Origin of the sequence: Fibrobacter sp. UWB15 (assembly GCF_900177705.1) — a bacterium.
Lineage (GTDB): Bacteria > Fibrobacterota > Fibrobacteria > Fibrobacterales > Fibrobacteraceae > Fibrobacter.
The window spans coordinates 1-17,575 of sequence record NZ_FXBA01000016.1 but is presented as its reverse complement, the minus strand read 5'-3'; the positions used below and the strand labels follow the sequence as shown (position 1 = coordinate 17,575).

Genomic DNA, 17,575 nt, shown 5'->3' with positions numbered 1-17,575 from the left:
TACCCGTTCCCTTTCCGAACACGGAAGTCAAGCCCCTCATCGCCGATGGTACCTGGCCCACGGGCCCGGGAGAGTAGGTCGCCGCTGGATTCACGGAGCCCCTTGCCTTAAAGGCGAGGGGCTCCTTTTTTTTTATATACCAGCGGGCTGCGGTTTTTATCTATATTGTCGGTGCCTGATTTTGGGAATCGTGGAGGTATTCTTGTGAAATTTCTTATTGCGTCGTTGTTCCTTTTAGCCCTGCTCGCAGCATGTGGCGATGAAACAAGTAGCTCCGCTCCCGATCCAATCGGTGAAATCTCGTCGAGTAGCAATGAGGAGCTCGGCTCCAGTTCCTCGGTGGCGGAGAAGAATTCTTCTAGCTCTGTAAGTGGCAAGAATAGTAGTTCGAGTGTGGTTGAGTCGAGTAGTAGTATAGAAATTAATCCTCTCTGCGTCGATGGTGATACATCTATTAAAGACAGCTATGGACTGCGCCGATATCGTACATGTAGAAATGGACGCTGGGACATGGATTCATCTGCTCGTCTTGATTCTCTTGACTCTCTTGCGGCTATCGAAAAAAATAAAGAACACCCGAATATGGATAGCTTGTTTGCGGGTTACAATGGAAAGTATTTTGAATTCGAAGACCCGCGTGATGGTCGCAAGTATAGGTATTTAAAATTTGAAGGCCGTTCAGAAGATTTTGATGCGTTTACGACTTTTTATGTAATGGCGGAAAACCTGAATTACGGAAAGATGGTCCCTAGCGGTACGACAAAATTTGACGATAAAGTGACTGAAAAACTGTGCTATGTAGATGACGAATGGTTTTGCGATAACCATTTTGGTGGACTTTACACTTGGGCCGAGGCTATGAATCTGCCCAAGGTCTGCGATTCTGTTGAAGTGAGCCGTAATGATGCTTGCAAGGCTTATGCTGATTCTGCTAGAAATTCCGAAAAGATGAGGACCATTGTTTGGCAGGGGATTTGTCCTGATGGCTGGCATATTATGAATCAGAGAGAATGGTTGTATGCTGGTGGTGATATACGTTCTCAAATTTTATGGGAAAAATATGCTGGGCGAAATGCTAGCGGCTTAGCGATTATTCCGACTGGTGATTGGGTTAAGGGGATTGGATTTTCTGGGGTTCGTGAACTATTTGTTCAATGGATGCCAAATGAATCAAACGAAGAAAATGCCAAAAGAATATTTATTTCATCCATTTCAAATACCTTTGATAATAAAGGAACTTCTGGTGGAAAAAATATGTTTCAACCAGTTCGTTGCGTAATGGATGCACACAATACTTTGACTGAAGATTAGTCAATTTTTACTGAAAAATTTTAACAATAAAATTAGGGCGTGAGGGGCAGCGGTAGGCTTCCCCCTTTTTGTTTGGCCTGCTTCCAGGACCTTCTTTTTTACTTACAAATTAATACAGAGTGGAATATTCCAATCTGGAACTTTGACAAAATGTCCATTGCAATTTTGTATCGCATGGGTTTTTGTCCAGTGCATATTGTACTTTGATAAATGGTTGGCAAAGCAATAGGGTGCGCCCTTTGCAAAGCGAGGTGTGTTATGGAAAACGACGATATCAAAATCAAGAAACTGAGTCCCATTGTCGAGACAGTCTGGGGCGTCGTTATTTTTGTACTGAGTCTTGTGCTGCTTTTTGTAGGCGGCTAAATACTGCCTAAGCCTTTTTAAGCCTTCCAGAGGGCAGGAATAGAGCTTTGGCTGTCGTATATATCCTCTGCTTCGCGCATGGGCTCAGACTTGCTCTTTAGCGGAAGCATACGGTGTGCGTCCTGGTTTGCCGTCGGATGATTCACGACGGCTTTCTTGTACCAGCGCAGAGCCAGATTGTAGATGTGTGCTCGTTCCAGAATGTTTCCGATTGCGACATAGAGGCTTGCGAAGGCTGCGTTGTCGCTGTCGCTGAACTTGGCAAAGCGTTCGAATTCCTTTTCCCAGTATTCGATTTCTTCGTAGCAGGGCGGCACTACCGATTCGGCTACGTTAATTTCTTCTGCCATTGCCGTAGAAAGCTTGGGGTCGGACTTTACGATGTTCTGGATGGCCTCTGCAAGGCCCTTGCGGCCCGTTGCGGTTGCAACCTTGATCCAGGGTGCGTAATAGCGTGCCATGCCGTAGAGCGCGTTCATGCGCTCCAGCGATTCGTTTGCGCTTGCACAGCCTGCGGCCTTTGCCTTTTTGTACCATTCGGCGGCGCGGGCGTAGTCGCCTGCGTTTTCGCAGAGTAGGCCAAATTCGTTTGCCATGTTGCCGTTCGAAACTTCTTGCAATGCGGCGCTTTCAAATGCACTAGTGTTGCCTATTTCGAAGGTGTTGGCTTTCTGGTACATTTCGTAGCAGGAATCCAATGCGTTACCTTGTTTAAAATAGTGGGCTAGTGCGAGCGCCAGCTGCTTAGTAATGGGCGGATTCTGCACGGTATAGCTGGCCCATTCTTCGACTTCACCTGCTGGCGGGACATTGGTAGAATCGACGCCGTCCTTTATGGCTTGGGCGTGTCCCTTGGCCTGGTTGATCTTTTCAAGAGCCTTGAGGCCTGCCGGAGTAGAGGTATCCGGGGCGGGAGCGTTAACGATAATGTCAAGGAGTGCACGTGCAATGGAAAAATGTCCCTGGTTCTTGGCCATGACGAGTCGGCTGTAGTAGCTGGGGATGTTCGACGATTCCAATTGCATTGTACCCTCTTGTTTTGCTTGATGCTTCTGAAAAAGCATAATAGAATTTTTTTTGATGATGGATTGGTTAGAGTAAATAATCCATGCGATTTTTTTGCCTGCATTTGAGGAGGTTTGCCTTCAAGGTTGAGAGACGCGCTGCACCTGTAGCAGTCAATTTTGCGATATTAAAAAGGGCCCGCCTGCGCAGAGCCCTTTTTAATTTGTCTATAATTCGTCTAATCCTTAGTCGGCAAGGCGGAGCGGCATCAGCAAGAAGCTGAAACCCATATCGTCGCCAACCGGTTCGATGATGCAGGCACCGATCGGGGTGTTCATCTTGAGCACCACTTCTTCGCTCTTGCACATGCCGAGGATTTCGTAGAAGTAACGGCCGTCAAAGCCGATGCTGAAGCTGCCTTCGCCATTGTGGGTCACGGCTAAGGCTTCGCGGGTTTCGCCACCGACATCCGGGTCGGTAGCGGAAAGTTCCATATTGTTGCCATCCATCTGGAAACGAATCTGGTGCGTACGCGGATTGGCCATCGGCAAGATACAATGGACTTTGTCCAACAGTTCGGTTGCGTTAGCCTGAACGGTGCGTTCGAAATTCTGCGGAATCACGGCGCGGTAGTTCGGGTACGGACCTTCGATAAGCTTGGAGATAATCTGCGTTGCGCCGATGCGGAACAGCACGTGGGTTTCGGTGGTGCAGATTTCGACAGAGTCTTCGTTCTTGGCGAGGCGGAGCACGAGCTGGAGCACCTTCGGGAGAACGATTACGCCGGATTCGAGGTTTGCACCTTCCTGTTCGATGCTTGCGCGGCCCATGCGGTGACCGTCGGTTGCGACCATGGAAATCTTGCCGTCCTTGGCTTCCATGAACACGCCGTTCAGGTTCTGGCGGGTGTTATCGGTAGAGACGGCAAATGCGGTCTTTTCGACCAGGAATGCAAGTTCGCTTGCGGCAAGCGTGAGGGTGTTGCCTTCGACTTCGGGGAACGGAGGGAAGTCGCTAGCGTCGAAACTCGTAATGGAGGCCTGGCCCTTTTCGCTCCACTTGATGCGGGTCAAGTGATCCTGCACGTCGATGCTCACGTTTTCGCAGCTAGGCACGAGGGCCTTCACGAGGTCGGAGAACTTGCGAGCGTTGATCAAGGCTTCGCCGTCACGTTCGCCTTCGACTTCTAGCTTAATCCTCACACCGAGGTTCAAGTCGGTAGCGCAAATTTCGAGAGTGTTGCCTTCGAGACGCAGCGAGTAGTCGTTGAGGATCTGCAGGGTGGACTTATTGGGGATAGCGCTGATAGCAATCTGGAGCGCGTCCTGCAATACGGATTTCTTGATATTGAACTTCATTTATGCGCCTCTTTGGATAAGCATGGTTCCGACAAAGAAGATAACGGCAATGGCAGCGAGGACTGCAATAATTTTGGGGTCCAGGGCATTGGCCTTTTTGGGTGTAAACTGCTTTGCATTTTGCTTTGCGCGTCTACGATCGCTACGACTCATAGATATTCTCCATTTTTTATACGCGTAAAAAACTAATTTTTTTACGGACAAAAGGAATTAGGCATGGCTGAAAAAACGCTAAATAAGTTAAAAAACAAGGCGCTGAATTATGCGTCGACCGCTCTTTTGCGGGTGGAGCTTGCAAACGAGGAATCCAAGCTCAAAAAATGCTTCCAGGCGCTCGGACAAAAGCTCCATGGAGCCGTTCGGGACGATCTTTTGAGCACGATTAAGGACGATCCTTCCGTAGTGGAGCTTTTGGGTTCCATCGAAGAAAAAAAGCGCGTCATTGAATCCTTGCGTAAGCGAATCGATAACCCCGGGTCTGAAAGTGAAGAAGCTTGAAGTTCATGTATTCCCGACCAAGACCACGTCGGGTAAAAGCTATGAGTTCTCGTTGATTGGAGCCATTGTTGCCGTCGTGGGCGTGGTGGCTGCCATTTTTGGATTTATCCTGTTTTCGCCGGTACAGATTTTAGACAACATAACGAGCGGGAATATTACCAATGTCTATAAGCAAAACGCCGCCATCAAGAAGGAACTCAAGGAAATTCGTGCTAAAGTGGACGAATCTATTCTGAAGGCTGAAGAAACCCGCGCTCTCCGCGACAGCGCCCTGATGGTGGGTGGCCTTGGCTTTGTGCTCGACGGTGTTTCGGCGATGGATGATTCGATTTTGCAGAAGCGCAAAAGCGTAAACGAAGTGGAAGATACGTTCAATAAGCTTTTGAATGCCCTGGAAAATGATTCTGCGGCGGCTGAGAAGATTCCGGTGCTGCACCCGATGCGTAACAACCACGCCGTGAAAAAACGCTTTGAGATGGTCTACGACCCCTTTACCGATAGCGAACTTCCGCACAGGGGGATTGACTATGTGGCGGTCGAGGGCGATACGGTTTATGCGACCGGTGCAGGTTCCGTGAGCGAAGTCCGCAAGCATCGCGGTTTCGGTCTTGCCGTCAAAATTGACCACGGCCACGACGTACGCACTTTCTATGCCCATTTGGGACAGACCTTGGTAAAACAAGGTGAACACGTTCATCGCGGGCAACCCATTGCCTTGATTGGCGAAAGCGGTACGCAGTCAAGTATCGGCCTGCATTATGAAGTCCGAATCGACGGCATTTCCATTAATCCGGAAAGTTTTTATTTGACAAGGTAATTAGCGCACAAAATGCGAAAGCCCGTTCGCGTGGTAGAATTCTACGTCCGAAAGCACCTGGTCGACCCAGCTCTTGGTAAGGGGCGACTTGCTCCAGTTTTCGGGCTTTGAATTGATTTCGGGATTGGGGTAGAAGGTGGCGACTGCGTTTTCGTGGCTCACGCCCACCTGAAGCATTTTACCGAGGCGTTCAGCTCCGATAAAAATCTGTTCTAGGCCTTCGCCTTCTTTAAGGGCGAGAAGTCCCTTGGAATCTTTTTGTCCGTGGAAGTTAAAATTGAAGTTGGATACATGCTGTATCAGGGACATCAACAGGGCGGGATCCAGCTTGTTGATTTGGGATGCTTCCATGACGGGGAGTGCCATGAGTTGTTCCGTGTCCCAGGGTTCGCCGGTGTAGGTCACGATGAGCGTGTGGCTTGAACCTTCACTTTCGATTTGCGTCTTGTAGCGCTTGCCCAGTTTTTTTTGCAAAAGCTTATTGAGGCGGATGCCCCTGTTCTTGAATTGCTTGTAGCCGTTCATGGTTAAATAGAGTGTATCGTCCAATCGCGTGATAACGGGGGTGGTGGGCTTGTCTACAATTTCGTTGTAGGCTCCAAGGACTAGCGGGAGTACGTAGGCAAGTTCCGGTTCCGGATGCGAGAGGTTGCAGTCGTTATCGACCTTGAGGACCTGCAGGGAATCAAGCTTCATGACGGCGATGGCGGCGTAGTCTTCAAAGAGGCTTCTTTCGTCTAATTGCGTATCTGCTGCTTTGGGGACAATGAGGTAGGTGACGACGATGGTTGTAACCAGGGCGACGGAGCCGATGATAGTGCGCCAAAGTTTTGGGGCCCTGAAAATCACTTTAAGCCAGCTACGTACCCTGGGGCTTTTCCCAAGGTAAACGGCGAGGAAGGCGAAAATGATTGTCCACAGGATAACGAATATCACGCCTTACATTATAGCAAAGCGCGCAAATTCTATCTTTGGGGTATGCTGGATCCCTTGAAGAATATCGTGGTCATTGGTGACCGAATCTTGATTAAGCCCCTCGAAGCATCGAACAAGACTGGGAGCGGACTCTATCTGCCCCCGAGCGTTCGCGAACACGACGCCGTGCATACAGGTATAGTGGTCAAGGTGGGACCGGGATATCCGCTGCCTGTGACGCAAGATAGCGATGCCGTATTCCGCGGGGAATCTCCCGACGAAGTCAAGTACTTGCCGCTGCAGGTAAAAGAAGGCGACGAGGCCCTGTACCTGCACGCCAATGGTCATGAGATTGAAGTGGCGGGCGAGCGCTATGTCATTATTTCGCAGAATGCCGTACTTATGGTCATGCGCCAGGACGTGCCCGACGACGTCTCTGGAATCGAGAATTTGTAGTTTGAATGTCATGCTGACGAAGGTCAGCATCAGCTTTTTTATATAGGATATTTATCGCGGGCCGCTTCGAGCTCGGCGGACACCTTCTCCCAATCTTCGTAAAGCTGGTCGACTTTCTTCTTGTTGTCGTCCATGTCCTTTGCGATTGCGGTGATGGCGTTGCCGTCGCCGGTTTCGGAGGCGGTCACGAGCTTGGCTTCGAGTTCGCCGCCCAGGGCTTCAGCTTTCGCGATATCTTCTTCGAGTTTGGCAAGCTTCTTTTCCAAGGGCTTGATAATCTTGCTGCGTTCGGCGATGTAGTCGGCGCGGGCCTTGCGGTCTTCTTTGGCGCGCGGGGCACTGGTGGGTGCATCCGTTTTCACGTCGATGTTTGAAACCTTGATATTGGCCGATTCAGAGCCGCCCGGTTTCTTTTCGCTGGCCCAGCCCACCTTCTCCAAGAAGTCGGCGTAGGTGCCTTCGAATACGCGGCACTTGCCGCCGTCGAACACCACGAGCCTTGTGGCAAACGCGTGCAGCAGTTCTTCGTCATGGGTCACCACCATTGCCGTTCCTTCGTAATCTTCGAGGGCGTCGATCAGGCTTTCGATGGATTCCATGTCCAAGTGGTTCGTCGGTTCGTCGAGCAGCAACATATTGCAGGGAGTTGCCAGAATTTTGCCGAGCAGCACGCGGCTGCGTTCGCCACCGCTTAAGACTTTCACCTTCTTTAACGCGGCATCGCCGCTGAACATCATGAGGCCTGCAAGTCCGCGGGCGCGGCTCTTCTGCGAAACTTCGACGATGGCCGAGGCGATTTCTTCTTCGACGGTATTGTCTAAATTCAGGCGGTTGATATTCGTCTGTCCGAAATAGTTAATCTGCACGTTCGGATTCGGAGCGATTTCGCCCGCGACAGGTTTGAGCTCGTTTGCAATCAGGTTCAGGAGCGTCGTTTTACCGCGGCCGTTCGGGCCAATGACGGCGATGCGGTCGCCCTTAAAGACTTCCATGGTGAGGTCGGTAATCAGCTCCGGGCCGTTCGGGTAGGCAAAAGTCAGACCCTTGATTTGCAGCATGCGCTTGCCGGGGAAACCTGCCTCGGTAAAGCTGAAATCCAGGTTGCGTTCGTGGGTGAGGCGCTCGCCGGTAGCAAGCTTTGCCGCTGCCTTGATCTTGGACTGCACCATAGCGGCTTTTGCGGCCTTGTAGCGGAAACGTTCGATGACCTGTTCGAGCTGCGCCTTCTTTTTCGCCTCGTTTTCCTGCGTGCGCTGGGCGACTTCTTCTTCTTCGGCAATGGTTTCGCGGAGCTTTTCTACCGTACCCTTCACCTTGCGCATCTTGTGGCGGTGAATGCCTACCGTGTGCGTGCAGACTTCGTCCATAAAGTGATGGTCGTGGGTAATCAAGAGCACTTCGCCCTTCCAGCTGCGCAAAAAGCGGCTGAGCCAGCGCATCGACACGATGTCCAGGTAGTTGGTCGGTTCGTCGAGCAACAGCATATCGGGTTCGCTCGCCAAGACCTTCGCCAAGTTCAGGCGAATCTGGAAACCGCCCGAAAGGAGTGCGGGGCTCTTGTGCATGGATTCTTCGTCGAACCCCAGGCCGAACAGAATCGCTTCGACCTTGTGTTCTTCGATCCAGCCGTCTTCATTGGGCTTTAATACGCTGCAGGCTTCTTCGTGAACCGTGGCGTGCGTAAAGTTCAGGTGCTGTTGCAAGTAACCCAGTGTGTATTTCTTGGGAATGTCGATGGAGCCTCCATCGATGCATTCCTGGCCGAGAATCATCTTGAAAAGGGTCGATTTGCCGCAACCGTTGCGGCCTACAAGGCCCACGCGTTCGTGGTCGCCTACAAGCATCGAGGCGCCGTCAAGCAGCACCTGTTCACCAAAAGACTTCGAAATGTTCTGAATCTGAATCACGGGGATTAAAGATAGAAATATAGTAGGCAGTAGGAAGTAGACAGTAGGCGGTAGGGAGTAGAACGAAGGTTGCTCACGGTTAAGAGGGAGGGCGCTTGCCAAATTCCTTTCAGAATTATATTTTCAGATAAAGAGCGGGGTTTCCCGCAAAAAAGGAGTTTGATGATGACCAAGAAATTCTATTCGATTGCAGTGCCATGCGCGTTTGCCATGGCATTCGGTCTTTCCGCCTGTTCCGACGATTCCTCGTCGGGTACGGACGCCAATATCGATACCGGCGACGAAATCAATATCCCCGTTTCGGACAAAGTGTCGAGTGCCACGGACAAGAGTGTTTCCAGTTCCTCGAAAGTCGACACGCTTAGGGTAGAAGCGTATGATTCTGAGGAATCCGGCTCTTCTGCAGACGCCGAGTCGAGCTCTTCTTCCGAAACTTCTGCAAAGGAAGACGCTGGCTTTATTAACGAGGGCTGGCGCGACGACTGCCTCGCCAAAATCAACGAGTACCGCGCTACCGAAAACTTGAAGCCGCTCACGCTCGCAGCGCAAGAAAAGCAGACGTGCGCCGACAAGCAGTCCGCCGACGATCTTAAGTCGAACAAGGCTCATGGCCACTTCGGCGATTGCGGTGAATTCGCGCAGAACAGCGGGCCGAATTTCAACGCTAAATGGCAGAAGAACGCTACTGCCGTTGCCGAATACTACCTCAAGATGATGTGGGAAGAAGAAAAGGCGCTTGTTACAAGCGGTGAACGCGATCCGAACAAGAGCGAGGATTACCCCTATATCGGTCACTACCTGAATATGAAAAACACAAGCTACACCAAGGTCGCTTGCGGAATCACTCTTTCTGAAGATGGCAAAACAGGCTGGTTTAACGTAGACTTCTTCTAGGGGTTTTTCTTCGGGCGGATTTTTCCCGATTTTAGTTTCTTGACATATTCCAGGCCCTTTGCGTGATCGGCGGCAAGGGCCATTTTTTGTTTCTGGAGGAAGTCAATATAGATACCAAGTCCTTCTTTCAGGTCTATTCCGGCGGCTTCGATAATGTTGAAGAATATCCGAATGGTGGGGATTTTTTCGCCCTTTCCGAGGTGCCTTACGTATTCTCTGGAAATATCGCTAAAAAAGGCAATGTTTTTCTGGGTATTACGCGTCCTTAAGAAAGCGATAAACTCTTTCAAGGCGTTCTTATGGACTTCGTCATCAAACATAATTTAATTTTAAAAACGAAGCCTTAAAAATCACGCCAACTATAGTTGTCTGTTTTGAAGAAAAAAAAGCGCTTGTACGAAAAAAATATGAATGACCGCGAATACAATAAATTATATTGCCTTATCGTATGAAATGGTGTGTAATCGTTCTAATATTAGCGTCAACCCTTTTTGCAAAGGACATAGCCTGGTCACCCGATAAGATGCTCGGGAATCCCTTTAGAATGCATGAGTTCGAGGCGGTGAACTTTCATGCAACGCTTGTTGATTACCCATTTGATTTGGCAAAAGATTCTGTAACACTCCGAATTCCTAAAGCAGTCGTTCTCTATATCCACGGATTCAACGATTACTTCTTTCAGCAGGAATTGGCGCAAAAGATAGATTCTGTCGGTTATTCTTTCTACGCCATTGATTTGCATAAGTACGGCCGATCCTATCGTGAAGGCGAAAAAATGGGTGAACTCCGGGATATTTCGGAGTATTACGCCGAATTGGATTCCGCGATTGCGATGATTCACGCTATAGAAGGTGATTCTGTTCCACTGGTGTTGTTAGGGCATAGCACCGGTGGTTTAATCGCATGTCTTTATGCCGCTGACCGCGAAAACGGTGCCGGAATATCTGCTATCGTTCTCAATAGCCCGTTTCTGGAAATGAATTATGTGTGGCCGGTACGTCGCCTTGCGGTTCCGTTACTTTCGGCCTTCGGTAACGTTGTGCCGGGTCTTGGAATTCCCCGTGGCGAAAACCCGAATTACGACAAGAGCTTGCGCAAATCGGAATACGGTGAATGGGAATACGATGGAAACTTGAAGGTGCCAGGTAGCCTTGCCATCGATTTCGGCTGGCTCCATGCCATCCATTCGGGGCATGCGCGTCTTCAGGAAGGATTGCGCCTTATGCCGCCAATTCTAGTCATGCATAGCGGCTGCAGTTACCGCGACGACGACTGGAGCGAAGAATATACCTATTGCGACGGCGTCTTGGACGTCGAGCATATTCGCGAATACGGTAGGAACCTTGGACCCAGCGTAGAGTTGGAAGAAATCCAGGGTGGGCTTCACGACCTGTTCCTTTCCCGCAAGCCGGTCCGCGATAACGCCTATAGCACGATGTTTAAATTCCTGGAGTCCAGGCTTTAGTCCGCCCGGCGGCCTTTGACATCTACCTTGTGATGCAATTTACGCACTTTCGGTTGAGCGATGGTGCGTTTTTTAATGACGGTGGGGCCGATATCCTTTACTTCGAATTCTCCACTCAGGAGCCAGGAATCGTTGTCGCTTTCGACCTTTACAAAAGCCTTGTACTTACCCTTTTCGGAGAGCGTAAGCGTGGCCTTGTCGGCGCCTTCGATCAACTTGCCGTCTTTGTACCAGAGGTAGTCATAGGCGCTGCCTTCTACTTGCAGGGTTATCCCGTTCTGCTTGAGCTTGGGCTTTGCCATGGTAATATACTTGTTCACGATTTTGGCTAGTTCCTGTGCGCCTTTTGCGTTCGGGTGGACGCTATCGTCTAAAAACCATTCGGGTGTCTTGAAAAGGGCGTGCAGGTCAATAATGTTTACGCCCTTCTTTGTTGCGGTTTCCTTGATAATCGGGTTGATTTGACTTACGATAGCCGTATCCATGATGGCCCAACCCACGTTGTTGCTGTAGGGCTGCAGCGTGGCGTAAATTTCGGGGCTTGTGGGCAGGTGCGCAAAGGTGTCGATGAGCGCCTCGTAGTCGGCGTAAAGCTGCGATTTTTCGCATTGGCCGTAAAGGTAGTTGTAATTGCCTCCGGCGCTTTCCATAAAGTACTTGCTGTCGTTCGTGCCGAGTTCAATGACCACGATATCTGGCGAAGAGGCGAGCGCTGCCTTGAACTTTTCGGTTTTCCAGTAGCTGGAATTGTTGTCTCCCGATTTAATGGTGGCGCCTGCAAATGTCATCGAAGAAACGCCGAAGTTCGTGACGGCGTAATCATTCCCGAGTAATTCTTGCAGGTGGTCGGGGTATTTCTTTTCGCTCCAGATTCCGTAACCTTCGGTAATGCTGTTGCCGACACAGGCCACGTTTGTTGCGGCATGTGCTGTAAAGAATCCTGCACCGGCCAAAACTACCACTGCAGCTTTCAAAGTATTTTTCCCAAACATTCAAACACTCCTTTATGTCTATAATATAAAAAAGCCCGCCGGCTTTGATATAAACATTCGCCAGCGGGTTTTGAAAGAGCTTGTTGAATTAGATTACCACCTGCCCTTGAGAGCCTGCGGGCATTCCACTTCCTTGAATTCATGGTTCGGGTTGCCGGCTGCTTCCATCCAGGTGGCAAGGAACAGGCAGCCTTCCTTGGCTTCGGAATCGTTCTTGAAGACTTCGTTGCACTTGTTGGTGAGGCACTGCTTGCGCTTGCTCAGAAGGTCTCCGTCGTAGCCAACGCTACTTTCGCAGTCGGAGAGGAGACCGCCGTATTCTGCACCCTGGTTGCCCCAGCCCATTTGGGAACATCCGTTTTTGAATGCGCCGAGTCCACCGCCCGGGATCATGATGTCGAACTGGCCGTGGTTAACGTCGCCACCGATGTTCGATGCCATCACGACGAGAGTCTTGCCCTTAAGAGCCTGATGGTTGCCCTTGGTTTCGTACTTGCCCTGGCCAGTAAAGGTGAGGGCGAAGCATTTACCGCACTTTCCGCCGTCTGCAGCAGGAACAGCTGCAAATGCATAGGCGACCTTGTCGCTTGCGATGATCGGAATCTGGCTTGTGCAGGTAGTCTGCTGGCCACCGGAGCAAATGCTCTGGCCGCCGCTAACGGGGCTCTTGCCCTTGGCGTCGCAGGTCTTGGTCGGGTTACCATTTGAATTTTCTTTCCATGCGCAGCTCGGCATGCAGCAGTCCCAGTAACGGGTTGCCCAGCCCTGCTGGCCGCCTTTACCGGCGTCGATATACTTGGAGGCCTCGGCGTCGTTTCCGCCACTGCTCTGTGAATTGCTCGACTTGGCGACGGAGCTAGAGGACTTGACAGAGCTCGAAGATTTCGGTTGCTGCTGGCTACTCGAAGACTTCGGCTGTTGTTGGCTGCTCGAAGACTTCACGCTGGAGCTGGAATTCGGCTGAGAAGCGCTGCTTGTCTGCGCTGCGCCGCCACCGATGTTTTGGCAATTTTGATTGGTCGGATCGTAATAGCAGTTTATCTTGCAGGATTCATCGTAGGCGTATTGTTCGTCGTGGGAACCCTTAAGAGTGGTGTGGGGATCGACGCACTTGCCCGAAGCGCTGTCCTGGCATTTTCCGTCGCACTGGTTGCTGGAGGTGGCGGCAGACGAATTCGGCTGTTGCTGATTCGAAGAAGAGGTCGGTGTCTGCTGCTTATCGTCAGAAGAATTTGTGACGGTCGTTTCAGAAGAGCTGCTTGCCACAGGAGTGGTGGGTTCGTTGCCAGAAGAAAGCGTCGGCATGGGATCCGTTGCGCTAGACAGCGTGGGTATAGTAGGAATTGTGGCTTCTGCAGATGAAGTGGGTGATGCCGTCGTTGCTGCAGTAGCGCGGGTTACGATAGGGAGGGCACCCGCATCGACATTTTCCAGAATCATGGAGCCGTCGATAGCGACGATAGAACCTGCAAGAGTTCCGTCGATAAAGGTGATTGTACCCACTACGTTGCCGCTAAGGTCGGTGACAATGCCTGCAGAATAAATAAGATACGATTGGTCGGCCTTCAAAAGCCAACAAGGTTCATCTGCCGGGAGCAAGTTGGGATTGTCGCCCGTGGGCTGGGTAGCTTGGGGATCAAGGTTGTTGATTGCATCCGCAGCTTCTTCGGAGCAGTTGACAAGTGCGAGAACTGTGCTCAGGACTAGCACGGATTTCAGGAATCGGTTTTTCATATGCATCCTCAAACAAATACAATTAGACTTTCATTCCGAAAGTCCTTCCAATTCCATCCGCGCATAAAGATAGATTAATTGGTGCAAAAATGCACGTAAATTTTTAGAAGGTAATCACTTGCGAGATGTTTGTCACATTTTTTTTGAAACGAAAAATCCCGACTGGGAAGCCGGGATTGTGATTCTTGAAATTTTGAATCAGATTAGTATCTCTGTTTCAGTACGTCGGGGCATTCCACTTCGACATAGTTGTGTTCGGGGTTGCCTGCGGCTTTCATCCAGGTTGCAAGGAACAGGCAGCCCTTCTTGGCTTCTTCGTCGTTCGCAAAGGACTTGTTGCACTTTTCGGTGAGGCAACTTGCATATTTGCCGGCGCTGTAGCCGGTTTCCTTTTCGCAGTCGGAGAGGAGTCCGCCGTACTGTTCGCCCTGGCTGCCCCAGCCCATACTGGCGCACCCGTTGAACATGCCGACGCCGCCACCGGGGATCATGATATCGAACTGTCCCTGTTGTACATCGCCACCGATGTTGGTTGCCATAATGATGAGTTTTTTGCCTTTCATTTTTCTGGTGTTGTCGTTTGTCGAATTGTAGTGCCCTTCACCGGTGAAGGTGAGCTGGAAGCACTTGCCGCACGACCCTCCGTTCGCTGCCGGTACAGCCGCGAAAGCGAATGCCATTTCGTCGCAACCGTCAACCGTGAACGGGATCTGGCTTGTGCAAGTCATGGCAGAACCGCGGCCATCGCAAACGCTGCCGTTGTTCCAGTCGGTGTCGTTGGTTTTACCCTTGTTGGTGCACTGTCTTGAGGGGTTTCCGCCAGAGTTTTCTGTCCAGGAGCAACTAGGCTTGCAGCAATCCCAGTAACGGGTTGCCCAGCCACTACCGCTTGCGCCACCTTTGACCTGGATGTTTGGGCATCCGGCCGGTTGATTGGAAGAGCTGCTTTTGGTGCTGGAAGAGGATTTTGCGGAACTGGAGGACTTTGCCTTGCTGCTAGAGGATTTGTTGTTTGCCTTTTCAGAAGAAGAGCTTACGCCTTGTATTTCGCTGGAGGTGGGCTCCGGAATATTACTGTCAGAAGAGATGCCCGGCAAGACTCCGGCCGAAGATTCCGGCATTGGCGGGAGCAAGGTTTCCGAAGAGCCCGGAATGATGCCTGCTGCCAGCTGTTCGAGAGTGGTAATGGGGTAGGGAGAGACGTCTACATTTTCAAGAAGAACCGTGCCGTCTGCGGCATAGATTGTCCCTAAAAGCGTCCCTTCTATAAAGACGACTGATCCTATAACGTTGCCGCCTACGTCAGTTACGGAGCCTGTCGGATAAATCAAGATATCCTGGCCGATGTTCATAAGCCATGCGGCATCGCTCGGGCTGACTTGGGCGGTGTCATTTCCGTTGTTGATTGCATCCGTGCTTTCTTCGGAGCAGTTGACCAATGCCAATACGGTGCTCAAGACCAGTATAGACTTAAGAAATCGATTTTTCATAAATCTCCTCATAACAGTAAAACGAGACTTCCTTTTGAAAGTCCTCCAATTCCATCCACGCTATAAGATAATCTAAACGGGTGTGAAAAGCACGTAAATTTTTGGAAGACAAGCGCTTGCGAGAAATTCATCACATTTTTATTGAAACGAAAAATCCCGGCTTTTAGCCGGGATTGAAATTTTGAATCAGATTAATACTTCTGCTTCAACACGTCGGGGCATTCGACTTCGGTGTAATTGTGCATCGGGTTGCCGGCTGCGTGCATCCATTCGGCAAGGAACAGGCAGCCTTGCTTGGCTTCGCTGTCGTTACTGAATACGCTGTTGCACTTGTTTTTCAGGCAGGTCACGACTTTATTCGGGAGGTCCTTGCTTTCGCCTTCGCAGTCGGCGAGAAGGCCTCCGTATTGGGCGCCCTGGCTACCCCAGCCCATGCTGGCGCAGCCGTTGAAGATACCCACGCCGCCACCCGGAATCATGATGTCGAACTGTCCTTGTTGCACGTCGGTACCGACGTTTGTCGTCATGACAATAAGCTTCTTGCCGTTGAGTGCCTTGGTATTGACGTCAGTCTTGTACTTGCCCTTGCCGGTAAAGGTGAGCTGGTAGCACTTGCCGCAGGAGCCGCCGTCAGAGGCCGGCACGGCTGCAAAGGCGAAGGCCATGTCGGAACAGCCATCAATCGTAAACGGAATCTGGCTAATGCATGTCATTGCAGAACCACCGCCGTCGCAAACGCTGCCGTTACCCCAGTTGGTATCGTTGGTTCTGCCCTTGTTCGTGCACTGTTTGGAAAGGTTTCCGCCAGCGTGTTGCTGCCAAGAGCAGTGAGGCTTACAGCAGTCCCAATAGCGGGTTGCCCAGCCGGAACCGCTTCTGCCGCCCTTGGTCTTGATAGTCGGGCACTTGCTGTTGTCGGTGCCATTCGAAGAACTGCTGCTCTTGGGGGTAGAAGAACTGGACTGCACGCTGCTCGAGGATTTTGCAGAACTGGAGGACTTTGCAGAAGAGCTAGACGATTTCACCGTAGCCGAAGAGTTCGGTTCCACGGAGTTGGAAGAGAGTTCCGGTTCCTGGGAATCGGAGGAAAGTACCGGATCGGGAATCGGTTCCGGCGGGTTGACGAACGGGTCGTCGGCGCTAGAGGAACTGATTGTCGGTGTCGGAGTCGGTGCAGGAGGCACGAAAACGTTGGGTTCGTGGATTGGGAGCTCGTTGACGTCCACGTCTTCGAACAGGGGAGCTCCTGTCACGTCGTAGATGGTTCCGGTAGTAAGCATGGCGCCGGTGGCAGGATCCGTGTCGAAAATCATGGTGCCGACAATTGTCCCGGCGCCGTCAGTAACGTAACCGGTACCCGGGTAGATCACGTAATTCTTGTCGGCAGAAAGAACCCATGCCGGAGACGTGATGTAAGTGGGTTCGATAATATCGAGTGAGTTGAAGTCAACGTTATCTGCGATGACGGATCCGTCGATAGCGACGATCAGGCCGCCCTGAATATCGGCAACGCCCACGGTGTCGCCGCTTTCGGATGTCACAAAACCATTAACATCAATAAGATAGCTGGTACCGCCGTCATTGTACAGGTAGGAAATTTGAGTAACAATGGGGGTGGATTTACCGTTGGTGCCAACCAACATGTCTTCGCCACAGCTGCAAATGAAGGCGACTGTGGCTGCGGACAGCAAAAACTTGAAAAACTTTCTCTTCATAGGATCCTCAGGGCTCCCGAAACACTCGGAAACACAAGATAGCTAAATAATTAAGGATTCAAAGTAAAAAATAGATAGACATTTCTAATAGTGTTCCTATGGCGTTCCTCAAAGTGTGGATAAATTTACAAGGACCTCCTATTGTAAATTTTTATTATGTAAAAATCTTTTTACTAAAAAAGTTGTTGATAGATTGAAATGGTTGCCGTCCTTAGACTTACGAGTGTTTTTAAAATGTTGATAAGTTGGAATTAATTTAGGTGTTGATTATTAAACCCTTGAAATTTCGCTAAAAACGCCACTTTTGAAATCTGGAAAATGTCCTAAGTTCACATTTTAAAAAGAGTGAAAATAGTCGCTACAAGCCCCAAAATCCGCGTTTTTGGGCGAAAAAGCAAAAAAAAATCCTTGAAAAATTCCTTGAAATTACTAAATTTGTTCGGCAAAATTCGCAAAGTACCGCTTCCTATGCTTTGCGAAATAACAGGAATATGCGTTTAACCCGCGCCGTTCCTAGGATTCGAAGCGATAAACCTTCTGCTGAAGAAGAGGAAAAAATGGCAAAAGAACATTTTGACAGAAGCAAGCCGCACTGCAACATCGGCACCATCGGCCACGTTGACCACGGCAAACCCACTCTGACCGCCGCAAT

General features: G+C 50.5%; 17 protein-coding genes and 1 rRNA gene. 8 read left to right on the top strand and 10 right to left on the bottom strand.

What is annotated here, in order from left to right:
- Both rrf and B9Y58_RS13990 read left to right on the top strand, forming a co-directional pair.
- Positions 1–90: ribosomal RNA gene (rrf, locus tag B9Y58_RS13995) — 5S ribosomal RNA — on the top strand; the annotation flags it as partial.
- A 114-nt stretch (positions 91–204) separates the two neighbouring features.
- Complete coding sequence (locus B9Y58_RS13990) at positions 205–1,311, top strand: FISUMP domain-containing protein (protein WP_143154728.1); 1,107 nt, start codon at positions 205–207, stop codon at positions 1,309–1,311.
- A gap of 383 nt (positions 1,312–1,694) precedes the next feature.
- On the opposite strand, the gene B9Y58_RS13985 is transcribed toward B9Y58_RS13990, so the two are convergent.
- From B9Y58_RS13985 to B9Y58_RS14655, 3 genes are all read right to left on the bottom strand, one after another.
- A complete protein-coding gene (locus B9Y58_RS13985) occupies positions 1,695–2,702 on the bottom strand; it encodes a hypothetical protein (protein ID WP_085534952.1) in 1,008 nt (335 codons plus the stop codon).
- 225 nt (positions 2,703–2,927) lie between these two features.
- On the bottom strand, positions 2,928–4,040 hold the full coding sequence (gene dnaN / locus B9Y58_RS13980; RefSeq protein WP_073058298.1) for a DNA polymerase III subunit beta: 1,113 nt from the start codon (positions 4,038–4,040) through the stop codon (positions 2,928–2,930).
- Positions 4,041–4,193 carry a hypothetical protein gene (locus B9Y58_RS14655; protein WP_158278375.1) on the bottom strand — a complete coding sequence of 51 codons (153 nt, stop codon included), beginning with the start codon at positions 4,191–4,193 and terminating at the stop codon, positions 4,041–4,043. It lies immediately after the preceding gene.
- A 63-nt stretch (positions 4,194–4,256) separates the two neighbouring features.
- On the opposite strand from B9Y58_RS14655, the gene B9Y58_RS13975 reads away from it, so the two are divergent.
- Both B9Y58_RS13975 and B9Y58_RS13970 read left to right on the top strand, forming a co-directional pair.
- Entirely contained in the window at positions 4,257–4,538 is a 282-nt protein-coding gene (locus B9Y58_RS13975; protein ID WP_073058302.1) for a hypothetical protein, read from the top strand.
- Positions 4,525–5,355: a M23 family metallopeptidase gene (locus B9Y58_RS13970; protein ID WP_073058304.1), complete on the top strand. Its 831-nt coding sequence runs from the start codon at positions 4,525–4,527 to the stop codon at positions 5,353–5,355. Before B9Y58_RS13975 ends, B9Y58_RS13970 begins: the two co-directional genes overlap by 14 nt.
- On the opposite strand, the gene B9Y58_RS13965 is transcribed toward B9Y58_RS13970, so the two are convergent.
- Positions 5,356–6,291 (bottom strand): hypothetical protein, encoded by a 936-nt coding sequence (locus B9Y58_RS13965; protein WP_073058306.1) that lies wholly within the window; start codon positions 6,289–6,291, stop codon positions 5,356–5,358. It abuts the gene before it with no gap.
- A gap of 42 nt (positions 6,292–6,333) precedes the next feature.
- On the opposite strand from B9Y58_RS13965, the gene B9Y58_RS13960 reads away from it, so the two are divergent.
- The gene (locus B9Y58_RS13960; protein ID WP_073058309.1) at positions 6,334–6,726 is read left to right on the top strand and encodes a co-chaperone GroES; all 393 of its coding nucleotides are present in this window, start codon (positions 6,334–6,336) and stop codon (positions 6,724–6,726) included.
- A 38-nt stretch (positions 6,727–6,764) separates the two neighbouring features.
- On the opposite strand, the gene B9Y58_RS13955 is transcribed toward B9Y58_RS13960, so the two are convergent.
- The gene (locus tag B9Y58_RS13955; RefSeq protein ID WP_073058312.1) at positions 6,765–8,633 is read right to left on the bottom strand and encodes an ABC-F family ATP-binding cassette domain-containing protein; all 1,869 of its coding nucleotides are present in this window, start codon (positions 8,631–8,633) and stop codon (positions 6,765–6,767) included.
- 162 nt (positions 8,634–8,795) lie between these two features.
- Here B9Y58_RS13955 and B9Y58_RS13950 point away from each other — a divergent pair, with 162 nt between their 5' ends.
- A complete protein-coding gene (locus B9Y58_RS13950; protein ID WP_073058314.1) occupies positions 8,796–9,527 on the top strand; it encodes a CAP domain-containing protein in 732 nt (243 codons plus the stop codon).
- Here the strand turns inward: B9Y58_RS13950 and B9Y58_RS13945 are convergent.
- Positions 9,524–9,847 carry a hypothetical protein gene (locus tag B9Y58_RS13945; RefSeq protein WP_073058316.1) on the bottom strand — a complete coding sequence of 108 codons (324 nt, stop codon included), beginning with the start codon at positions 9,845–9,847 and terminating at the stop codon, positions 9,524–9,526. The two genes, B9Y58_RS13950 and B9Y58_RS13945, sit on opposite strands and share 4 nt — an antisense overlap.
- Before the next feature lie 128 nt (positions 9,848–9,975).
- On the opposite strand from B9Y58_RS13945, the gene B9Y58_RS13940 reads away from it, so the two are divergent.
- Positions 9,976–10,992 carry an alpha/beta hydrolase gene (locus tag B9Y58_RS13940; RefSeq protein ID WP_083532369.1) on the top strand — a complete coding sequence of 339 codons (1,017 nt, stop codon included), beginning with the start codon at positions 9,976–9,978 and terminating at the stop codon, positions 10,990–10,992.
- Here the strand turns inward: B9Y58_RS13940 and B9Y58_RS13935 are convergent.
- The 4 genes from B9Y58_RS13935 to B9Y58_RS13920 all read right to left on the bottom strand — a co-directional run bounded on the left by B9Y58_RS13935 (position 10,989) and on the right by B9Y58_RS13920 (position 16,923).
- Entirely contained in the window at positions 10,989–11,984 is a 996-nt protein-coding gene (locus tag B9Y58_RS13935) for a GDSL-type esterase/lipase family protein (RefSeq protein WP_073058318.1), read from the bottom strand. The two genes, B9Y58_RS13940 and B9Y58_RS13935, sit on opposite strands and share 4 nt — an antisense overlap.
- A gap of 93 nt (positions 11,985–12,077) precedes the next feature.
- Positions 12,078–13,718: a hypothetical protein gene (locus B9Y58_RS13930; protein WP_073058319.1), complete on the bottom strand. Its 1,641-nt coding sequence runs from the start codon at positions 13,716–13,718 to the stop codon at positions 12,078–12,080.
- Between the two features lie 203 nt (positions 13,719–13,921).
- Positions 13,922–15,208 (bottom strand): glycosyl hydrolase family 5, encoded by a 1,287-nt coding sequence (locus tag B9Y58_RS13925; protein WP_233247996.1) that lies wholly within the window; start codon positions 15,206–15,208, stop codon positions 13,922–13,924.
- A 191-nt stretch (positions 15,209–15,399) separates the two neighbouring features.
- Positions 15,400–16,923: a hypothetical protein gene (locus B9Y58_RS13920; RefSeq protein ID WP_073058322.1), complete on the bottom strand. Its 1,524-nt coding sequence runs from the start codon at positions 16,921–16,923 to the stop codon at positions 15,400–15,402.
- A gap of 557 nt (positions 16,924–17,480) precedes the next feature.
- On the opposite strand from B9Y58_RS13920, the gene B9Y58_RS14980 reads away from it, so the two are divergent.
- A partial coding sequence (locus B9Y58_RS14980; protein ID WP_234989108.1) for a GTP-binding protein occupies positions 17,481–17,575 on the top strand: 95 nt, incomplete at its 3' end.